This is a genomic window from Arenibacter lacus, assembly GCF_008711145.1.
Lineage (GTDB): Bacteria > Bacteroidota > Bacteroidia > Flavobacteriales > Flavobacteriaceae > Arenibacter > Arenibacter amylolyticus.
In genome coordinates, this window is sequence record NZ_VVIN01000014.1 from 1 (window position 1) to 16,535 (window position 16,535).

At 40.6% G+C, this 16,535-nt stretch carries 15 protein-coding genes; 6 read left to right on the plus strand and 9 right to left on the minus strand.

What is annotated here, in order from left to right; genetic code table 11:
• Nucleotides 1-219: 219 nt before the first annotated feature.
• Both F1E73_RS06365 and mnmE read right to left on the minus strand, forming a co-directional pair.
• Complete coding sequence (locus F1E73_RS06365) at nt 220-1,374, minus strand: site-specific integrase (protein ID WP_086478093.1); 1,155 nt, start codon at nt 1,372-1,374, stop codon at nt 220-222.
• A gap of 183 nt (nt 1,375-1,557) precedes the next feature.
• Nucleotides 1,558-2,955 carry a tRNA uridine-5-carboxymethylaminomethyl(34) synthesis GTPase MnmE gene (mnmE, locus tag F1E73_RS06370; protein WP_086478094.1) on the minus strand — a complete coding sequence of 466 codons (1,398 nt, stop codon included), beginning with the start codon at nt 2,953-2,955 and terminating at the stop codon, nt 1,558-1,560.
• A 382-nt stretch (nt 2,956-3,337) separates the two neighbouring features.
• On the opposite strand from mnmE, the gene F1E73_RS06375 reads away from it, so the two are divergent.
• Complete coding sequence (locus F1E73_RS06375) at nt 3,338-3,790, plus strand: hypothetical protein (protein WP_086478095.1); 453 nt, start codon at nt 3,338-3,340, stop codon at nt 3,788-3,790.
• 203 nt (nt 3,791-3,993) lie between these two features.
• On the plus strand, nt 3,994-4,332 hold the full coding sequence (locus F1E73_RS06380) for a DUF4870 domain-containing protein (RefSeq protein ID WP_086478096.1): 339 nt from the start codon (nt 3,994-3,996) through the stop codon (nt 4,330-4,332).
• Between the two features lie 72 nt (nt 4,333-4,404).
• On the opposite strand, the gene dnaN is transcribed toward F1E73_RS06380, so the two are convergent.
• The 5 genes from dnaN to F1E73_RS06400 form a co-directional block, all read right to left on the minus strand.
• On the minus strand, nt 4,405-5,523 hold the full coding sequence (dnaN, locus tag F1E73_RS06385; protein ID WP_086478097.1) for a DNA polymerase III subunit beta: 1,119 nt from the start codon (nt 5,521-5,523) through the stop codon (nt 4,405-4,407).
• A 143-nt stretch (nt 5,524-5,666) separates the two neighbouring features.
• The gene (gene gldG / locus F1E73_RS06390; RefSeq protein ID WP_191088992.1) at nt 5,667-7,331 is read right to left on the minus strand and encodes a gliding motility-associated ABC transporter substrate-binding protein GldG; all 1,665 of its coding nucleotides are present in this window, start codon (nt 7,329-7,331) and stop codon (nt 5,667-5,669) included.
• Complete coding sequence (gldF, locus tag F1E73_RS17585; RefSeq protein WP_176328522.1) at nt 7,331-8,062, minus strand: gliding motility-associated ABC transporter permease subunit GldF; 732 nt, start codon at nt 8,060-8,062, stop codon at nt 7,331-7,333. The genes gldG and gldF overlap by 1 nt, the downstream gene beginning before the upstream one ends.
• 20 nt (nt 8,063-8,082) lie before the next feature.
• On the minus strand, nt 8,083-8,367 hold the full coding sequence (locus F1E73_RS06395; RefSeq protein ID WP_150451450.1) for a putative quinol monooxygenase: 285 nt from the start codon (nt 8,365-8,367) through the stop codon (nt 8,083-8,085).
• A gap of 11 nt (nt 8,368-8,378) precedes the next feature.
• Nucleotides 8,379-9,209, minus strand: coding sequence for an SAM hydrolase/SAM-dependent halogenase family protein (locus F1E73_RS06400; RefSeq protein ID WP_150451451.1), 831 nt, complete (start codon nt 9,207-9,209; stop codon nt 8,379-8,381).
• Nucleotides 9,210-9,337: 128 nt separating this feature from the next.
• Here F1E73_RS06400 and F1E73_RS06405 point away from each other — a divergent pair, with 128 nt between their 5' ends.
• Nucleotides 9,338-10,291: a PhoH family protein gene (locus F1E73_RS06405; protein ID WP_086478100.1), complete on the plus strand. Its 954-nt coding sequence runs from the start codon at nt 9,338-9,340 to the stop codon at nt 10,289-10,291.
• A 9-nt stretch (nt 10,292-10,300) separates the two neighbouring features.
• On the plus strand, nt 10,301-11,257 hold the full coding sequence (locus F1E73_RS06410) for a phosphoribosylaminoimidazolesuccinocarboxamide synthase (protein WP_150451452.1): 957 nt from the start codon (nt 10,301-10,303) through the stop codon (nt 11,255-11,257).
• Nucleotides 11,258-11,263: 6 nt separating this feature from the next.
• Here the strand turns inward: F1E73_RS06410 and F1E73_RS06415 are convergent, their stop codons facing one another.
• Together F1E73_RS06415 and F1E73_RS06420 are read right to left on the minus strand one after the other, a co-directional pair.
• Nucleotides 11,264-11,929: a 3'-5' exonuclease gene (locus F1E73_RS06415; protein WP_150451453.1), complete on the minus strand. Its 666-nt coding sequence runs from the start codon at nt 11,927-11,929 to the stop codon at nt 11,264-11,266.
• Nucleotides 11,926-13,842 carry a DUF294 nucleotidyltransferase-like domain-containing protein gene (locus F1E73_RS06420; protein WP_086478103.1) on the minus strand — a complete coding sequence of 639 codons (1,917 nt, stop codon included), beginning with the start codon at nt 13,840-13,842 and terminating at the stop codon, nt 11,926-11,928. The genes F1E73_RS06415 and F1E73_RS06420 overlap by 4 nt, the downstream gene beginning before the upstream one ends.
• A 296-nt stretch (nt 13,843-14,138) precedes the next feature.
• On the opposite strand from F1E73_RS06420, the gene F1E73_RS06425 reads away from it, so the two are divergent.
• Together F1E73_RS06425 and F1E73_RS06430 are read left to right on the plus strand one after the other, a co-directional pair.
• Nucleotides 14,139-14,459 (plus strand): four-helix bundle copper-binding protein, encoded by a 321-nt coding sequence (locus tag F1E73_RS06425; protein WP_086478104.1) that lies wholly within the window; start codon nt 14,139-14,141, stop codon nt 14,457-14,459.
• Nucleotides 14,460-14,593: 134 nt separating this feature from the next.
• The gene (locus F1E73_RS06430) at nt 14,594-16,414 is read left to right on the plus strand and encodes an SLC13 family permease (RefSeq protein WP_086478105.1); all 1,821 of its coding nucleotides are present in this window, start codon (nt 14,594-14,596) and stop codon (nt 16,412-16,414) included.
• Nucleotides 16,415-16,535 lie beyond the last annotated feature (121 nt).

Below are 16,535 nucleotides of genomic sequence, written 5' to 3' on the forward strand. Positions count from 1 at the left end.
ATATATATATAACAACAAGTTACTATACCCTCATTTTATCGGTAACTAACATAGCTCTTATTTCCCAAAACATCCAGTGGATTATTGGAAAGCAATTAACAATCAGATGTTTATAAACAAGCGATATTGCGGAAAATATTGAATAGATGAGATCGAAAAGCGCATGGACTTGAAAAACCCTAAACTATGAGCACGTGATATTGTAACCTTAAACGAGTGTTACATCAAATCCAAATTCAACTTAGGAAGTAAGTTCGCGGCTTCCTTCATCTTCTTGTCAATGATTTTGGCATAGATTTCCGTAGTTCGTATTTCACGGTGACCAAGACGTTTGGAGACGGTATAGATATCCGCACCATTTTCCAGTAATAGCACCGCATTGGTATGCCTGGCGGAATGGAAGGTGATGTGCTTGTGGATGCCGGCAAACATACACCAACGGAGGAGTTGGAGGTTCATATGGGCACTATATTTTAGACCTTTGAATACGCGGTCATTGGGGCCTCTGCGTTCCCCTAAAAGCTCCCTAGCCTGTTGTGAGATATATAAGTATTCCACCCCTTCGGTTTTCTTTTGCTGAAAGACAATGCGGAATATAAAATTCCCGGAATTGTCCACCCCCTCATCGCGGACCTCGGACCACTTTAGCTTATTAATATCAGACCAACGTATCCCCGATAAGGTGGAAAAGAGAAAAGCGCGTTTTAATAAAGGAATAGGGCAGGGGGTCTTGGATAGTTTTTGGAGTTCATCGGAGGTGAGGTATTCTCGTGTGGACTCAGCGGCTGAAAAACCTTTGACTTTCTTAATGTAATTCTCATTGAGATATCCCTCTTCAAAAGCGGCATTTAAACAAGCCTTAAATTTATTGTAGTACGCATTCTTGGTGTTTTGGGATAACTTCTTATTACTCTGGGTAACAGCAACGGTATCTAGGTATTTCTTGTACCCTTTTATAAAATCAAGATCAATATCGTCTAAGGTAATAGAAGGGGAGCAATAGGCCTCCAAATGTTTCTGGGCAGCATCCCAATTGTCATAATTTCCTTTGGACTGGTAGCGTTCCTCTTTCTTCTGGACATAAAAGTCTAATAAACCAACTTTTCCTTTGGTGTCGTTTTTAAGGTTATACCTTCCTTGATAGACTTCGGCTTTTCTAATGGCCAATATTTGTTCGGCCAATTCAAGTTGTTCTTGATTCTTTTTCTTTTCAGCCGTCGTTTTAGGATCCTCTATTAAATAGAGTTGTAAGTATTCGTAATTCCTTAGGTGCTTAACCTTTCCATTGCTAAGAGTTTTAACTCCTTTATAAAACTCTAAATAAAGGCTCTGTCTCCCAGTTTTTAATTTCTTCTTCCTTAAGTGAACTTTCATCATAGCGACACATTTTTTTGTGTCTCGTCTTATAAATAGAAGAAGCGACACACATGAGACACAATAAAAGTACAATTATTACATAAGTATAGGAAAATAAAATCTATCGAGTTATTAACAATCTTTTGATTTCCAGCTATTTGCAGTCAAATGATATTATATGATATCAAATAAAATGAATGTCTATTTGCCGATACAGAAATTAGCAAAAATGTTGCCCAACAATTCGTCGTTGGTCACTTGTCCGGTGATTTCCCCTAAGTGGTAAAGGGCTTCCCTTATATCAATGGCTAACAAATCGCTGGGGGTTTCCTCGTCCATTCCAAACTGTACCTTCTCAATCTCTTCCAAAGCTTTTATAAGGGCGTTGTAGTGCCTAGTATTGGTGACGATGGTTTCACTGTTTCGCAACGCACCGGTGTTTACAAACTCCAATAAGCGTTCTTTCAATTCCTCAACACCCAATCCGGTTTTGGCCGATAAAAGGTAAAGCTCGGAAATTTGTGCTTTTAAAGCCTCTATTTCTTCCGCCTTCAGCCTGTCTACCTTATTGGCAATGACCAACAATGGTTTTTGGGGATACCTGTTTTTTATTTTTTCCAATTCTACCGTGCTAGATCTTAGTTTGTCTGGATCGGACGCCATTTCATAGGCATCTACCAACAACACTACTACCTGGGCCTGGGCAATTTTCTCAAAAGTTTTCTGGATACCTATACTCTCCACAACATCCTTAGTATCCCTAATTCCCGCAGTATCTATAAAACGGAATCCAACACCTCCAATATTAATTTCGTCTTCTATGGTGTCCCTAGTAGTACCTGCAATATCACTTACAATGGCGCGTTCCTCATTCAACAGCGCATTTAAGAGGGTAGACTTTCCTACGTTGGGCTCTCCTACAATGGCGATGGGAATTCCATTTTTTATGACGTTCCCCACCGCAAAGGAATCAATTAATCGTTTTAATACCTCCTGGATCTTGCTAAGCAATTCTTTAAACTCACTCCGATCGGCAAACTCCACATCCTCCTCTGCAAAATCGAGTTCCAATTCTATAAGGGAAGCAAAATTGAGTAACTCTTGTCGTAGTTTTTCTATTTCGTTGCTAAATCCGCCCCGCATCTGTTGCATAGCTATCTGATGACTGGCCTCATTATCGGAAGCGATTAGGTCTGCCACGGCCTCTGCCTGACTCAAATCCATTTTTCCGTGTAGGAAGGCACGCAGGGTAAATTCCCCGGCCTGGGCAGATCGGCAACCATTCCGTAGAAAGAGCTGAATGATCTGTTGCTGAATATAAGGGGAACCGTGACAGGAGATTTCTATAACGTCCTCGCCCGTATAGGAATTAGGGCCTTTGAATACCGATACCAACACCTCGTCCAATACCTTTCCCTTATCCACAATATGCCCCAAATGAATAGTGTGACTCCTTTGCTTTTTTAAATCCTTACCGTGAATGGATCTAAAAAGGGGGTTGGTTATGGAAATGGCATCCTTTCCAGAAATACGGATAACCGCAATGGCACCCGCTCCGGAGGCAGTGGCCAAGGCAATAATATTGTCGTTGTTCGTCATGAATCAGATTCTAAGTGTCCCTATTGGGCTCATAATACAGGGAGCTTGTTATACCCCTTTAATTTGTTGCAAAAATACAATTTATTGGGACAACCCAAGCGAATGAAGTGGGGGCTATACAAGTAGGTGTTTTTATTGGGTAAATGTTGCCTCCCACCTATAAAAAATAGGACTACGGATAGCTATCAGTGCATTTGTAAAAAAGGAATTTAGAGGGAGTGTTAATTATGGGTTTTTTCACTAAAGGCAGGGAATAAATAGGTAAATTTACTATAATAGAATACTTGATGATTATCCCTTATTATTGGTATGCCGTCCATTTATTCTGGTACTATAAATACGAGGTATGTTTCCTTAAACTGCCCTGATAAAAAAATAGAACATGAGAACTATAAAATTCCTCGGTTTCCTCTTATTACTGGCTTGTTTTAATTTCTCCTTTGCACAAGAGCCTAAAACGCTTCCTGTACCCACTGCTGAGGAAATAAAGTTGAAACAGAAATTGGAAAAGGAGCGGCTAAAAGAAGCAAAGAGTATAGAACAGCGTATAGCAAAAGCAGAAAGGGACACCAAGAAAGCGGAAAAAGCTAGGCGTAAGGCAGAAAAGTCCATAAAGAGCAAAGAGAAAATTGTTTCCCAAATAGAATCTAGAAAAAAGGCGATTGCAAAGGACCTTAAAAAAATCGAAAAAATAGAAGCCAGCATTAGCAAGGGGGAAAGGAAAGGGAAATTGTCTCCCGTGGATATTAAGAACCTGAACAATAAGATAGCAAAGCTCCATAACAATATACGTGTAAATGAATTGAAACTGGAGAAACTATATAAAAAACAATAAGTACCCTGACGTATAAAATTTCCGATCCATATTTGTAACATTAAGTAGCACTCCTCGTCTTACCATTACTAGAGGTCGTTACTAGGAAGTACAGCTTGTGTTGGTTATTACAAATTATGAGGTTTTGGAACCCATTTTCTATACCTAACTCTTTCCTTTAGGCTTTATGTATATGTATAGTGTCCCATTAAGAATTATATTGAATGAAAGTAGAGAATAAACAATTATTGATCATCACCCATTTAAGTCAGCTATTAGACCTTGTAACCGGCTTTGGCGGATTTATTGTCCCCTTGGTGTTATGGCTTACAAAACGGGACAGTGTAATAGATATGGACGAGCATGGCAAGGCCATTGTAAACTTTCAGATTAGTATGATCCTATATGCCTTGGCATGTATTCCTCTAATCTTATTATGTGGATTGGGATTCCTGGGTATTATTGCAGTAGGACTCCTTTGCCTTATATTTCCCATTGTCAATGCCATTAAAGTTTCTAATGGGGAGGATCCTTATTACCCGTTGAGTATTAAGTTTGTTTAAGAAATGAACCATAAAAAAATCCGCATTGAGAACAATGCGGATTTTTTATATGGTGATATTCGGTGTAATGTATTAGCTATTCAGCATTACCGGCATCACTAACATAGTGACCATTTCGCCTTCATCCAAACCGTCTATAGGGGTAAGGATACCTGCTCTATTAGGTAGGCTCATTTCTAACTGTACATCATCGGAAGTGAGGTTGTTCAACATTTCTACCAAGAAACGGGAGTTGAATCCAATTTGCATATCGTCTCCTTGGTAGGAGCAAGTTAAACGCTCTTCCGCCTTGTTGCTGTAATCTATATCCTCGGCAGAAATATTTAATTCCGCTCCTGCTATTTTTAATCGAATTTGATGCGTGGTCTTGTTAGAGAAAATAGATACCCTTCTAACCGAACTCAAAATCTGGGTTCTAGAGATAGATAGTTTGTTTGGATTTTCCTTTGGAATTACCGCCTCGTAATTGGGGTATTTCCCATCGATTAGCCTACAGATCAAAACCGTATTTTCAAAGCTGAACTTGGCGTTGCTCTCGTTGTATTCTATCAATACATCGGTCTCGCTACCAGCCAAGATCCCTTTTAAAAGATTCAATGGTTTTTTCGGCATAATAAACTCGGCCACCTTGGAAGCCGTAATATCGGTACGTTGGTATTTTACCAATTTATGAGCATCCGTAGCTACAAAAGTTAGGCTTTCCGGAGAAAATTGAAAAAACACCCCGCTCATTACCGGCCTAAGGTCGTCATTGCCCGCAGCAAAAATGGTTTTGTTGATGGCAGTGGCCAACACATCACCCATAATAGTGGTAGAAGAAGGATTAGTCAGTTCTACGGATTTTGGAAATTCTGATCCATCCGCATAGGCCAACGCATATTTACCGTGGTTAGAGCTGATTTCTACCGTGTTGTTGTCTTCCACAACAAAAGTTAAAGGTTGCTCTGGAAAGGTCCTTAAAATCTCTAACAATAGTTTTGCTGGTACCGCAATGGTTCCCTCATTGTCCGAGTCTACCTCCAAAACGGAACTCATGGTGGTTTCTAGATCTGAGGCGGAAACGGTAAGTTCGCTTTGTTTTAGATCAAAAAGAAAATTGTCCAGAATAGGTAGGGTATTACTGTTGTTGATAACCCCTCCTAAAATTTGGAGCTGTTTTAGTAAATAGGTACTAGATACTATAAATTTCATGTGTCTCTTATTTATTTTTAAGGAACCTTTAGTTCATATTTTCCATTAGGATAATAAGGCTAATATCAGCAGAATTCCTTGCATCTCACTCAAAAACAAAGATATTTTAAATGTCCTTTTTATGGAAAGAAACTTATTAACACTTATCGGCTGTATTTTTTGCGTCTAAAAGCGTTAATTGCCCATCCAAACAAAAGGGTCAAAACCAGTGGCAGGCCAATATTAATCAGCTGCCATTTGGTTTTTTGCTCACTAATTTTCACCTCGTCCAAAAATGGTATCGCTACTTTCTTTGTACGAATGTTTATAAGTCCATTATCGTCTAAAAGGTAATTAAGGCAATTAATCAGGAATTCTTTGTTGCCATAATAGTTATTTGTCCACTTGTCATACCCCAATTCCAACGGTCTTCCGTTGCGAATTTGGTTCTTAATTAGGTCACCATCCGAAATAACGATCATCTTATTTTGGGGTCCCTTGTCCAACACCTTCTCTAGGGCAATAGGTTTTACCCTATTGGTAAAAGTGGAGTTAAATTCCCCTTCTACCAAAACCGCCAAGGGTATATGGCCCGTTTCATAGTTTTCTATACTGGGTATACTATTAATTATTTCCAAGCTAATTTGTCTAGGAGCACCCTCTGCCTTGGAATAGGGGGAGCTTTCCAGTAATATATGCTTGTTATACGAACTGGAAAGGGTATCTATAGATCCTGCAAACTGGAACCGTAGCGCTTCCAAATTGGTGTTGATGGAATGATCGTTTTTGGAGATAACCATGGGGTGGTAGTGCCAAGGTACCGGGTTGTACTGGGAGTCATTTCCTTCCCCGGTGGCCATTACTATCTGGGTGGCATAGAAATCATTAATTAGATTGGCATTCAACCTAAGTCCATATCGAAAGAAAAAATCGTCCAAATTCAATTGTCGGGGAAAGGCCAGGGCCGTGCCCTGTTCATTGTAAAGGCTATCCATTTCCATGGCTACCTGATCTATAAGCCATAGGGATTTTCCTCCTCCGGTAATATATTGGTCTAAAATAAACTTCTCTTCATCGGTGAAGGCTTCCGTAGGTTTAGCAATTAGTGCCAGGTCAAAGTCGCGCAACTGATCTAATACTCCTTGTGGATTGCTGGCAACAGAATCTAAGGTAATGGCCCCAATATTGTAATAGTCCCGGATGGTGGTGAGGTAATCTGCCATGAAAATATCCTCTAGCTGTCCATTGCCCTTAATAACGGCAACCCGCTTTTTATCGGTCAAATTTAATTGGGTAAAGGCGTTGGCAAAGGCATATTCCAAGTGCTGAACGGAATTGTTAACCCGCTCCTCGGAACTAGCTCCCAATTTATTTTTTAGAAGGGGAACTTTTACGGATTTAGTTCCGTAAGTAACAATGGCCCATGGAAATATAATTTCTTGCGAGACCTTTCCACCCTGTTCCACGGTTACCTGAGTGGGAGTAAGTCCCAAACCTTGTAGTTCCCCAATCATCGCTTCCGTAGAGGGGGCATCCTCCATAGGGTCTACAAACGCAAATTTTAGGTGCTTGTTCTTAGAAACATATTCTTCCAGTAATTGTCGGGTTTCGTCCCGTAACCTCAAGAACTCCGGGGGTAAATTCCCCTCTAGTAGAATGTCTATAATCACCGGGGCATTAAATTTTTTCACGGCTTCTATGGCAGGTTGAGATAGGGTATACCTTTTGTCTTCCGTAAGATCTGCCCGGGTGTAGAAAATATTCCCTAGGACATTAAACAAAATCAGCACTAACAATGCCTTTAAAATGGATAGCAAGCTGTTTCCCATTATCTAGTTTGATTTTTTAGCTGATTCATGGTTAGGAATAAAAAGAACGCGCAAAGACCTATAAAGTATACAATATCCCGAGTGTCTAGCACCCCGCGCGCGATACTATCAAAATGGGCTTTCATCCCTATTTTTTTTATCAATAAGTGCCAATTCCCTGAAGGGATGGTTTCCGCGATTCCTTCAAAGCCGTAAAAAATTAAAAAACTTAGTACCATGGCTAAGATAAAAGCCACAATCTGATTTTCCGATAGGGTAGAGGCAAATAATCCTATTGCCGTATAGCTGGCGATAAGGAATAACAACCCAAAATAGGATCCCAAAACCATTCCTAGATCCAAATTACCCACGGTGGTACCCAATTCTGAAATGGTATATACGTAGAGGAGGGTGGGAATGATAGCGATCACGGACAATAAAAAGGTCCCTAGAAATTTTCCCATCACTAAATTCATCAGGGATATTGGCTTTATAAAAAGCAATTCTAAGGTGCCCATTTTCTTTTCTTCGGAAAAGCTCTTCATGGTAATTGCGGGAATTAGGAATAAAAATACCCAAGGAGCAAGAAGGAAAAATAGTCCCATATCTGCAAACCCGTAATCAAAGAGGTTATAAGGGCTTTTAAAAACCCAAAGGAATAGTCCATTTAGTACCAAGAACAGTCCAATCACCAAATACCCTATGGGAGAGGTGAAGAACGACTGGATTTCTCTTTTAAAAATTGCGATCATGCGGTTCAATTAGGGTTTTGTTATTGTTTTTCCAAAGACCATGCTTCCGGTTTTTCCTCAAAAAGCAACTTGGTCATTTTCCAAATTTGGCCAAAATATTCCGATTTTCTATACGCCTCCAAATGGGCCTTGCTTTTCCAATGGCTATGAGTGAAAAAAATACGTGGGTCTTCTACGTCCTGAAGCAACTCCAAAATCGTACATCCCTCCACCTTTTGCATAGCTATCCGGTGCTTTTCAAAGAGGGATTTAAAACTAGTAATGTTTTCGGACTTAAAGGTTAATTTTACGATTCTCACCATCATAGGGCAGGGGCTTATTCAAAATCAATGGCTATGGTATCCCTATAATCCAACCCTAATAGGGTAGAGGCGCCACCCACGGTATTGAGGTCGCTCTTATAGATCGCAATTTCCAAATATCCAGCGGTATTAAACAAGGCGAGAAGCTCCCCCGGGGTTTTGCGTTTTTCCCTTTCTTGATTGTAATCCACAATTTCACCATATTTACGGTGTATCTGTCTAATGCGTTTATTGCGGACAGACACAGTAAAAGGCCTCCCTTTTCCGTAGAGTAGAAAATCGTTTTTCTCTATATTAGTAACTATATTGCCGTAGTTGTCTATATAGATTACACTTCCAGAGAGGGTATTGCCATCGGCAGATAGCCTAGGCTTAACATCCCTAAGGTCTTTTAAATTCTTAAAATCCCTTCCTATCACTTCCAATTTACCACCTCTTGCAATATGGCAGGCAGTCTTCACAAAAACGTCCAATACCGGAAACGGACCATCCACCGAGTTGGGTAACTGAATTTCCACTACCTTTTCTGGTACTATCTCGGAAGTTATCAGACCTATAACCCCATTGTTGGCCATGATAAAATAATGGTTGTCTACAAATGCCGCTATATGCTGATTTTCAGGGGATAGTTCAGAATCGATCCCTACAATATGGATACTTCCGTCAGGGAAATTTTTATAGGAGTTTTTAAGGATATAGGCACACTCCTGAATGTTAAAAGGGGATATGGCATGTGAGATATCAACAATCTTGGGATCTCCCAGTTCTTTGTAAATTGTTCCCTTAATGGCCCCTACAAAATGATCTTTATATCCAAAATCTGTAGTTAATGTAATTATAGGCATAGAGGACTGTTGATATGTTTTTGTTTGGTGAGTAGTTTTTTACTTAATTTTGTGTCACAAAATTACACAAATTATTATCGAACCAAAATATTAAATTTATTTCTAATCCTTTCTAATATACCTAATTTTTGAACGAACTTATCATAGAACTTACGGATATCGGCCCAAGGGAATTTTTTGGACAAAACAATGAGAATATTGATTTGTTGAAAAAGCATTTTCCGAAGCTGAAAATCGTTGCCCGTGGCAATAAGATCAAGGTGTACGGTGATGAGGCGCAATTGGATGAGTTTGATCGCAGATTTGATATGCTAACCTCACATTACGCCAAATTCAATAAGCTTGATGTAAATAGTATAGAACGATTACTCACTGCTAATGGCCAGGAGGAAGTGGAATCTTCCAAGGCTAGTGGGGAGGTATTGGTCCACGGTACCCAAGGCCGACTAATTCGTGCGGTGACCTCCAATCAGCGAAAATTGGTAGATGCCGTAAATGCAAACGATATGGTTTTTGCCGTAGGCCCCGCCGGAACCGGGAAAACCTATACGGGGGTAGCGCTTGCCGTAAGGGCATTGAAGGAGAAACAGGTGAAACGGATTATTTTGACCAGGCCAGCGGTAGAGGCCGGAGAGAATTTAGGTTTCCTACCTGGAGATATGAAGGAGAAATTAGATCCGTATATGCAGCCGTTGTACGACGCCCTTAGGGATATGATAGCTCCTGAGAAATTGGCCCATTATTTGGAAAATGGCACCATACAGATAGCGCCCATGGCATTTATGAGGGGGCGTACCTTGGACCATGCCTTTGTAATTTTGGACGAGGCACAAAATACTACCCATGCCCAAATGAAAATGTTTCTTACTAGAATGGGGAAGCATGCCAAATTTCTGATCAATGGGGATCCAGGGCAAATAGATTTACCAAGGCGGTATGTTTCCGGACTAAAAGAGGCCTTGTTGGTGTTGCAGAACGTAGACGGAATAAAGGTGATTTATTTGGACGATAAGGATGTGATTAGACATAAATTGGTGAAAAAGGTGATAGATGCCTATAAAGGAATTGAGCACAATAATTGATTTTTCTTGATGAGCAATACAATAATTAATACAAATTTTAAATTCCCAGGTCAGAAGTCGGTCTATAAGGGAAAGGTGAGGGAAGTATATACCCTGGAAGACGATTTAATGGTGATGGTTGCTACGGACAGACTGTCTGCCTTTGATGTGGTGATGCCAAAAGGCATCCCCTATAAAGGGCAAATCCTAAACCAGATAGCCACCAAAATGATGGCCGATACGGCCGATATAGTACCCAATTGGCTAATGGCTACTCCAGATCCCAATGTGGCCGTAGGTCACGCCTGCGAGCCTTATAAAGTAGAGATGGTTATCCGTGGATACTTGTCCGGACACGCAGCTAGGGAATATGCAAAGGGAAAAAGGGAATTGTGCGGCGTTGCCATGCCCGATGGGATGAAGGAGAACGATAAATTCCCCACTCCTATACTTACCCCGGCCACCAAAGCAGAGATGGGCGACCACGATGAGGATATTTCTAGGGAAGAAATTCTGGAACGGGGAATTGTAAGTGAAGAAGAGTATGTACAATTGGAAAAATATACCCGTGCCCTTTTTGAAAGAGGGACGGAGATAGCTGCCAAAAGAGGGCTTATTCTTGTAGATACCAAATACGAATTTGGGAAGACCAAGGAAGGAGAAATTGTATTGATCGATGAAATCCATACACCGGATTCATCCCGTTATTTCTATGCGGATGGATATCAGGAAAGACAGGATAAGGGAGAAGTACAAAAACAATTGTCCAAAGAGTTTGTTAGGCAATGGTTAATCTCTAATAATTTCCAAGGCCTAGAAGGACAGGTAGTTCCCGAAATGTCTGATGCGTATATAGAATCGGTTTCCGAACGATATATAGAATTGTTCGAAAATATTACAGGTGAGAAATTTATAAAAGGGGATATCTCTAATATCCAGGAGCGGATAGAGCGCAACGTACTCAATTATCTATCCACGAGGTCTTAGGGAACCTTACCCAATTTTTAAAAGGTCTTTTAGTCTTAAAACGCCTTTTTCCTTGAGGCGCGATTTTATTTTTAAAAAGGCAATAGCGGTAATATAGGCATCCCCCATGGCGGTATGCCTATCTTTCCGCGATATATCAAATTTCTCTGCCAACTCGTCCAAGGAATAGTGTTCCTTTTTTTTGATGAGGTTGGAGGTTAACAGGGTGCTTTTATATAAATTGGAAGTGTCCATAACCAAGTTTTTTAGTTTAGGAAGTCCCATTCTCTCCAATGCCTTATTAATCATATTCATATCGAAAACCGCATGATGCGCTATGATTACCGCGTTCCCTAAATACCCCAATAGTTGTTGCATGGCCTCCTCCTCACTTATCCGGTATATATTCTCACTTTTTAAAATACCATGGATTTTGATGCTATCAGTATTGTAATGCTCCTGCTCCAAGTAGAGTTCCAAGCCTTCCGATACCAAGATAGATTGATTTTGAAGGGTAAGTGCCCCTATGGAAAGGATACGGTCATGGATATAATCAAAGCCCGTAGTTTCCGTATCCAAAACTACAAATCGGATTTCATGTAGCTCCGTGGGCAGCTTTTGCTCAAAACTCTGTACATAATCCTCCCAATACTTAGGGTGCGAAACCGGTTTTTTTCTAAAGAAATTAATCATCGCATTAAATTTGAGACTTTGAAACGTACACTGATCAACTCCTGAATATCCCTAATGGTCTTAAAGGTCCGCTTCAGTTTTATCCGCTCCTCCTTGTTTAGTTGCTCTATGGCAATATACCTTCCAGAATCGTTATGCATCAGCCCCTGTTTGGTCCTAAATTTTAGTAGGGCCTTGGTAGCGTGGGAACAGGCCAAAAAGGTTTCCTTATTATTGGGTTCCAACTGGGCCAATTTATCAAATCGTTCAAAAGTATTGTTTACGTTTTTTACGGAATGGGATAGGATAAGTACTCTGGCTGCATCGGTCAGCGGCATTAGGGCTCTCCGTTTTAAATCGAAGGTGTCCTTGTGTTCTCCATCGGCTTCCAATAATACCTGCCTAAAAAAACCGGTAGGAGAAGGGTTCTGGAGGGCTCCACTGGCCAAATGAAGATAGAAAAGGGGATATTTCTGGGTGATTTCAAAAATATGCTCAGACAATTCGTCGGCCAAGGCCTTATTTCCGTAGGTAACATTGTAATCAAAAAATATAGAGGAAAGCAACACCTCATCAGATCCGGGATTAGTGATCCATTGGGTTACTTTCGCCTTCCATTCATCAAGGCTATGACACCAATTGGGATTGGAGGCCATCATCTCTGCGGGACAATAATCATATCCAATATCGAACAGCCCCTTGTTAATTATTTTAGCCAGTTTTAGAAAATAATCGGTGGTTTCCTGAAGGTCTTCCTCAGGGACATTTTCAAATACCAGGGCATTATCCTGATCGGTTTGTAGTAATTGCTCACTACGTCCCTGACTTCCTAGCGAGAGCCAGGTAAATTTAACCGGGGGCTTGCTGGGCATTTCTTTCAAAGAAAGCTTTATAACCTGCTTAATACATACATCGTTTAGTTCGGTAATGATTTTTGAGGTGAGGGTCATTGGGATATTCTGTTCCAAATATCCAGATAGTAAATGGTCAATACTTTTCCGTAGGCGCTTAATGGACTTTATTTTCTTGGCCCGCTTAATGGCTTTAATCAATACCACAGGATTATTCCCCATGGCCACCATAATGTCGTGCTTAGACAATATCCCAACAGCCTTGGTATTTGGCGTGCCGTCCTTAGTGATACATAAATGACTAATATTATCTTTCATCATAGCCATTTGTGCCTGCGTGATGGTAAGGTGTTTGGTGAAGGTGGTGACAGGGGACACCATTATTTTGGAGGCTTCAACCGTAATAGGATATTTTCCCGTAACAATATTGTTGCGCAGGTCCCTGTCTGTGATGATCCCAATGGGCAATTTGTTTTTTAAGACTACCATGGCCCCCACCTTGTTTTTAGTCATTTTTTCTGCCACCTCATTCACGGGGGTGTCTTCACGACAACTGATCAGTTTTTTGGAATAGGTCACCGTCTGTAAGTCCATTAAGGGGGTATGTGGTGCAACCGGGTCTAATAACTCTTCATATAGTCTGCCACGATGACTTTCCGAATAGGGATTCCTAGTATTTGATGCAAAGCTGGCTATCAAATAATCGCCCACCTTATGATTCTGGAGGGCATAGGGTTTAAAAATATCTATGGGAATAGCATATATAATACTTTCCTCCTTCGCCCTGGCCTCCATTTTATAATTTTCCGAAGCCATTAAGGGTCTAAGCCCAAAAATATCGCCTTCGTCACAGAGGTCAACCATGCTTTTTTCACTGCTTACTCTCAACGCAATAGCGCCTTTGTTTACAACGTAAAAGTGCGGGTGTGGCTTATCGTTCTCCAAAAAAACCGGACTATCCTTATCCTTATAGATAATGATAATTTGCTCCGATAAGGCCAAAAGGTCGGATTTTCCCAAAAGATTGAACGGTGGATAACTTTTTAGAAAATCGGCCACCCTATGGGAAATGGTATTTTTCATAACTGGTATTTGGGGTAAATTTACTTAATAAGGTTTATCCTTAAAAGGATAAAGATACTGAAATCATAATTATTTAACAGGCTACAACGGCTATGATTGGGAGGGCCCTAAACAGGGTTAAAAGGGGCATGGACAGCTTTTAAGTGGCCGTCTAGGGAGTGCGTTTAGGCGTTGGGGCCCATGGCCAAAACCCTAAGGAAAGCGGAGGACCATTTGCGTCTATAAATTAGGTGATAGAGAACTTAATGGAATAGAAGATTCTATAACTTTAAGCTAAACTCTAAAAACATGTACGTATGAAAAAAGATTATTCAGATTGTTTGGAAGCCTGTTATAAGTGTATTCAGGATTGTGAGTATTGCTTGCTCCAAATGGCCGGACTGGAAAGTAAAAACGATTGTCCTAAATGCTGTATCCTCTGTATAGAAGCTTGTTCAGCCGTGGTGAAGTTCTTAACGGCAGACAGCAGATTCTCCAAGGAGTATTGTAGATTATGTGCAGAGGTATGTGAATGGTGTGCGGAGCAGTGTGGGCAACATAAGCATTCCCATTGCCAAGAATGTGCCAATTCCTGTTTAGAGTGTATGGAGGAGTGTAAAAAGCTTATAGCTGCTTAATCTAAAGCCCGTTGCATGCCCATAGGCAAACTAAGGGGACAATTTCATAATTTAAGATAGGTGGGTATTAAATCATAAACATATTTTATGTAATTTATTAATTGAGTTTGCTCCCCTTGCTAATTTTATTTGGGATGACAGTAGAAATTATACAAGTGTTTCTAGTACTGGTGACGGTAATTTTGTTATTCGCCCTAGAGATATTCCCCGTAGATAAAATCGCCTTTTTTATTATTGTTTCCCTAGCCCTCTTAGGAATAATAACTCCTGAGGAAGCCGTTAGCGGATTTTCAAATAGCGCTACCATTGCCGTGTTAGCCTTAATGATATTGGCTATTGCTATGGAGGAAAATGGCGTGGTTGCTTGGCTTACTTCGGGCCTGGTAAGGATCAAGGGACTTTCCGTTTACGTGATGGCACCTTTGTTTATGGTGGTGACCGCTAGTATATCGGCCTTTATCAGTACTACGGCGGTAGTGATTGTTTTTATAAAGATACTTAATCAGTTGTCTCAACGGTTTAAGGTACCCAAATCCAAATTGTTGTTGCCTATTTCATTTGCCGGTATCTTGGGGGGATCCTGTACCCTTATGGGCACCTCCACAAATTTAATCGTTAATTCGGTAGCAAAGGATTTAGGGGCACCTTCCTTGGGATTTTTCGAGTTTAGCATACTGGGGTTAATATTTTTGGGCGTTTCTGTTCTTTACCTTACAATAGCGTTACGGTGGTTGCCATGGGATAAGGATTTAAATTTAAATGAGGAATACAGCATTGGAGAATATATTACCAGCGTCCGAATTAATAGTGAATCCAATTTGGTAGATAAAAAGATTGAAGACACATTCCTCTACGACAACCCAGAAATATCCCTACTGCAGTTAATACGTGACAACCGTATGCATAATGCTCCAGGAAAATATATTACACTTAAAGCGAACGATGAACTCCTGCTGATGTGCGATATAAATAACCTTTCTAAACTGAATGAATCACAGCACCTAGGAATAAATGAGGATCCCCATTGGATGCCCTCAGAAGAGCCTAAGCAGGAGGAGGATGATGAGACCCCACAGTTGGACGAACGCATTTTTGTGGAGCTGCTGATGTTGCCAGGGGCGGCGTTGTTGGGGAAAACCTTGGGGAATTTAAGGGGATTTATGCAGCAAGATGTGTTGCCCATTGCTATTAGGAAAGGAAAATCACTTACCCATATTAGAGATAGGACCGTACGGAGTAGCGATGATAAACTGGTACTTAAAGCAGGAGATAGGTTGTTGGTAGATGTAAGTAGACAAAATATACAGGCCTTGGATTCCATAGAAAATATTGTGCTACTTCAGCAGCTTGACAGACCGGAGGAACCTGCTCCCAAAAAGAAATACTTCTCTTTAGCGGTGCTTCTTATGGTAGTGGTTTTGGCCGGAACGGGAATATTGTCCATATTAATGAGCGCGCTATTTGGAGTGGGACTGTTGCTACTGACCAATAATCTCGACTTAGATCGGGTTTATAAAAAAGTGAATTGGCAAATATTCTTTTTGCTCGCCGGAATGATTCCGTTGGGGATTGCCATGAATAATAGTGGGGCAGATTTATGGATATCCCAACAACTTTTAGGATTCCTAGGGGGGCAATCCGAAATGGTGAGTATTGGAACCCTGTTTTTTGTAACCATGGTGATGAGTGGGGTAATTAGCAACAATGCCACCGCCATTATAATGACACCCATTGCCATAGCTGTAGCTCAAGGCCTACAACTAGACTATAAACCTTTTATTATGGCCGTTTTATTCGCGGCTAACTTTAGCTTTTTTACTCCCGTTGGATATCAAACCAATACCCTGATATACGGAGTTGGAAACTATAAGTTTAGACATTTCTTTATTGTAGGGGGAATTCTAAGCCTTATTTTATGGGGGCTTGCCACGGTACTTCTTAGTAGAATGGTGTAGCTTCTACCATAACCACAAGGCAAATTAGGGTTTTGATTTGCAAACCCTTCTCCATAAAAGGCCTTCTTTTCACCATCAATAGCAAAAATTAAACGAGATAAAGTATTTCATCCCTTCCGAG

Excerpts from the sequence above, each read along its gene's own strand:
- F1E73_RS06380 (WP_086478096.1), top strand. The coding sequence starts at position 3,994 with ATGAAAGTAGAGAATAAACAATTATTGATCATCACCCATTTAAGTCAG.
- gldG (WP_191088992.1), bottom strand. The coding sequence starts at position 7,331 with ATGGGAAACAGCTTGCTATCCATTTTAAAGGCATTGTTAGTGCTGATT.
- F1E73_RS06365 (WP_086478093.1), bottom strand. The coding sequence starts at position 1,374 with ATGAAAGTTCACTTAAGGAAGAAGAAATTAAAAACTGGGAGACAGAGC.
- gldF (WP_176328522.1), bottom strand. The coding sequence starts at position 8,062 with ATGATCGCAATTTTTAAAAGAGAAATCCAGTCGTTCTTCACCTCTCCC.
- F1E73_RS06415 (WP_150451453.1), bottom strand. The coding sequence starts at position 11,929 with ATGATTAATTTCTTTAGAAAAAAACCGGTTTCGCACCCTAAGTATTGG.
- F1E73_RS06425 (WP_086478104.1), top strand. The coding sequence starts at position 14,139 with ATGAAAAAAGATTATTCAGATTGTTTGGAAGCCTGTTATAAGTGTATT.
- F1E73_RS06410 (WP_150451452.1), top strand. The coding sequence starts at position 10,301 with ATGAGCAATACAATAATTAATACAAATTTTAAATTCCCAGGTCAGAAG.
- F1E73_RS06430 (WP_086478105.1), top strand. The coding sequence starts at position 14,594 with ATGACAGTAGAAATTATACAAGTGTTTCTAGTACTGGTGACGGTAATT.
- F1E73_RS06420 (WP_086478103.1), bottom strand. The coding sequence starts at position 13,842 with ATGAAAAATACCATTTCCCATAGGGTGGCCGATTTTCTAAAAAGTTAT.
- F1E73_RS06395 (WP_150451450.1), bottom strand. The coding sequence starts at position 8,367 with ATGATGGTGAGAATCGTAAAATTAACCTTTAAGTCCGAAAACATTACT.
- dnaN (WP_086478097.1), bottom strand. The coding sequence starts at position 5,523 with ATGAAATTTATAGTATCTAGTACCTATTTACTAAAACAGCTCCAAATT.
- F1E73_RS06400 (WP_150451451.1), bottom strand. The coding sequence starts at position 9,209 with ATGCCTATAATTACATTAACTACAGATTTTGGATATAAAGATCATTTT.
- F1E73_RS06375 (WP_086478095.1), top strand. The coding sequence starts at position 3,338 with ATGAGAACTATAAAATTCCTCGGTTTCCTCTTATTACTGGCTTGTTTT.
- mnmE (WP_086478094.1), bottom strand. The coding sequence starts at position 2,955 with ATGACGAACAACGACAATATTATTGCCTTGGCCACTGCCTCCGGAGCG.